This window comes from Microbacterium sp. BF1 (genome assembly GCF_019279095.1).
GTDB lineage: Bacteria > Actinomycetota > Actinomycetes > Actinomycetales > Microbacteriaceae > Microbacterium > Microbacterium maritypicum.
This window is the reverse complement of record NZ_JAGYWT010000298.1, coordinates 1-3056: the sequence shown is the minus strand read 5'-3', so window position 1 is coordinate 3056 and position 3056 is coordinate 1. Positions and strand designations below refer to the sequence as shown.

The following is a 3056-nucleotide window of genomic DNA, read 5'->3' as shown; positions in this document are numbered from 1 at the left end:
AGCTCGCCGCCCTGTCGCCCGAGGTCGCATCCGCACTCCGGAGACTGCCTCCCCTCGGCTCCGACACCGCGGGCCCCCTCGGCCCGGGCCTGCTCGCCTCCGGCACGCTCGGGGAGGTGATCCGCGAGATCCAGGCCGCTCTCAACGCCTGAGGCTCACGACCCGCTTCAGCCCCGATTCAGCGTCGAGCGGCCACACTGGAGGCATGCGGATCCTGGTGGTGGACGACGAGGTGCGTCTGGCCGAGGGCGTGCGCCGCGGCCTGGAGGCCGAGGGGTTCGCCGTCGACGTGGCACACAACGGCGTCGACGGACTCTGGCGCGCGCGTGAGACACGCTACGACGCGATCGTGCTCGACCTGATGATGCCGGGCATGAGCGGCTGGAAGGTGTGCGAGGCGCTCAGGGCCGAGGAGAACTGGACCCCCGTGCTGATGCTCACGGCGAAGGACGGCGAGTGGGACCAGGTCGAAGCGCTCGAGACCGGGGCCGACGACTACGTCACCAAGCCCTTCTCGTTCGCGATCCTCGTCGCGCGCCTGCGTGCTCTCGTGCGGCGCGGCGCCGTCGCGCGTCCGGCGATCCTGGAAGCGGGCGATCTACGGCTCGATCCCGCAGCGCACCGGGTCTGGCGGGGCGAGACTCCCGTGAGCCTGACCGCTCGGGAGTTCTCGGTGCTCGAATACCTGATGCGTCATCGCGGCCAGGTGCTGTCGAAGCGCACCCTCATCGACGGCGTCTGGGACGACGACTTCGACGGCGATCCCAACATCGTCGAGGTCTACGTCGGGCACCTGCGCCGCAAGCTCGACAAGCCGTTCGGACGCGAGGCGATCGAGACCATCCGCGGAGCGGGCTACCGGCTGGCGGCCGACGGTGGCTAGTCGCAGCTGGCGCTCCGTGCGCGGCAGGACCACGCTCGGCGCCACCGTCGTCGTCGCCGTCGCACTCCTCATCGGCGCCTTCTCGTTCTACGGCGTGCTCAGCGCCAGCATCCACGGCAGCACCGAGCGCGCGGCGGAACAGCGCCTCGAAGAGCTCACCGAACGCGCGGGCGGCCCCGGCGGCAAGGACATCGATGCGCTCGACGACGAGATCCTGCAGATCATCGGTGCGGACGGTTCGGCGACGTAGATCTGCGCCATCCGTGCGCGATCGGACGGCGGGACCACCCAGTCGCGAAGGTTGCGGAACAGGACCATGCTCGCGTCGTCGATCAGCGTGCGATGCTGCGCGTTGCCGCTGTGCTCGCCGAGGTAGGAGAACACCGCCCATCGGGCGTTCGAGGTGCCGGCTCCGTCTTCCAGAGCTGCGCGCATGGCGTTGACCAGCGCGAGCACATGCTCGCGTTGAGCGGCCGTGATCTGCGGCACCGCCAGTCGCGCGGCGATTCCCGCCTGGTAGCCGGCGAACACGAGCGATTGGGCGATGGTCTCCGCCGTCACCGCCGTGACCTCCGTGTACCGGCTCGGGTACATCGTGACCATGCCCAGCCGTTCCAACCGCTGCAGCGCCTCGCGCACCGGTGTCCGTGACACGTGCAGTTCTTCCGCGACATCGACATCGCGGATGCGCTCACCCGCGGCCAGCGTGCCGTCGATGATCTGCCTGCCGATGTGGTGGAAGACCTCCTCGGCCAAGAGCTGCTTGCTCTCGCCGACGTTCGTCGATCCGATATTCCCCATGGATCTGCCCCCAGTTGCCCTTCTGATCCCGAGCGCCCCATGATTCGCCCGGGAGGGCAACTACATCATGAAGTCGCGTCGGATGCCAATATCCCCCACCTGAGTCGGCAGTCCGCGTGGGGGCGCGCATCGTGGCTCAGGCGGGCTCGTCGTGCCCGTGCTCTTCGTGCTCGTGGGTTCCGTGGCCGGCGGATGCTGGGCATCCGCCGGCCACCGAAGACGCGAGCGCATGGAACTGCCGCGGCCTCGTCCCCACGAGGGCAAGCTCGCAATCCCGAAATCGCGTAGCCCTACGACGGCAGTGCGTCACGCGGCGTTCGCGTCATCGGTCGCATCGAGTCGACCGCTTCCAGTCTTGGGTACCTAAACCCATATATCAGTATGCAATCCAACAATGACGAGAGAGGGGGTCGAGTGCGCTGCACTCGACCCCCTCTCTCGATGTGTCCCGGTGGGTTACCGGTAGTTGATGAACTGCCCCAGGATTGCTGGTCGGTGACGAGAGTTGCTGGGGGCGCTGGAACTCGCGGCTGTAGCTGTTGGGTGGTGCCGGTTTTTGCTGTCCGTGTTGGTACGTTCTGCGGACTGTTTGCGGACTACGGGTTGTCGCGGAGGCCAAGGGGGTGCGAGATCTGCATACCCCTTCAGTATCTTGAGGCCATGCCTTCACCATTCCCGAGTCCAGGAGTGGTTCAGCTGGCATCAGACGTCCCGACAACAGTCATCGCGATCGTGTCCGCGCTGATCGCTCTTCTCGCCGCGTTGTTCACGGCATACGCGGCCTTCCAAGCCGCGCGCGCGGCGAAGACGGCCCGGGACGCCTATCTGGCGGATGCGGCTGATCGTCGCATTCGCCAGGCGCAACACGTTCACGCCCAGATCTCCGACATCGACTACGGTGTCGACGACGTTCGCCTGACCCTTGGGATTCAGAACACCAGCGACGGCTTCATTTTCGACGTTGACTTGCGGAACGCTGTGGGCGGCACTGAGAAGTCCGTGGTGCAAGTGCCGGTGTTCTCAAACAAACACTCGCTTTCCGACACGACCAGTGTGCGGCGAGCCGAGTTCGACACCGGAACGGTAGCCGTTCTCCGGTTCAATGACTATGCCGGTATCCGCTGGGAGCGTCACGGAAGCAACGCGCCGACAGAGCTCGCCCCGGATTGACCCCACAACGGCAGAACGCCTCGTCCCGGTTCATCCATCAGTGGCTCTCCCGCTGCAGAAAAAAGGGGGTGGGGAGGGTCTGTCGGAAAGTTTGTGTGTGAGGGGTTCGGCGTGATCGGTTCGGCTTCGGTCGTCCGGGAAGATGAATCACGTCATGAACACTGAATTGAAGACACCAACTGAGCAATCCGAGACCGTCGAT

3 protein-coding genes are annotated in these 3056 nt (G+C 66.0%); 2 read left to right on the top strand and 1 reads right to left on the bottom strand.

The window, feature by feature from the left end; translation table 11 throughout:
* Nucleotides 1-205 precede the first annotated feature (205 nt).
* Nucleotides 206-883, top strand: a complete 678-nt coding sequence (locus KZA10_RS10865) for a response regulator transcription factor (RefSeq protein WP_017829831.1) — start codon at nucleotides 206-208, stop codon at nucleotides 881-883.
* 87 nt (nucleotides 884-970) lie between these two features.
* Here KZA10_RS10865 and KZA10_RS10860 read toward each other — a convergent pair whose 3' ends face one another.
* On the bottom strand, nucleotides 971-1684 hold the full coding sequence (locus tag KZA10_RS10860; protein ID WP_256934727.1) for a GntR family transcriptional regulator: 714 nt from the start codon (nucleotides 1682-1684) through the stop codon (nucleotides 971-973).
* A gap of 732 nt (nucleotides 1685-2416) precedes the next feature.
* On the opposite strand from KZA10_RS10860, the gene KZA10_RS10855 reads away from it, so the two are divergent.
* Nucleotides 2417-2854, top strand: coding sequence for a hypothetical protein (locus KZA10_RS10855; protein WP_218682889.1), 438 nt, complete (start codon nucleotides 2417-2419; stop codon nucleotides 2852-2854).
* Nucleotides 2855-3056 lie beyond the last annotated feature (202 nt).

Coding starts and splice junctions, on each gene's coding strand:
- KZA10_RS10865 (WP_017829831.1), top strand. CDS start 206: ATGCGGATCCTGGTGGTGGACGACGAGGTGCGTCTGGCCGAGGGCGTG.
- KZA10_RS10860 (WP_256934727.1), bottom strand. CDS start 1,684: ATGGGGAATATCGGATCGACGAACGTCGGCGAGAGCAAGCAGCTCTTG.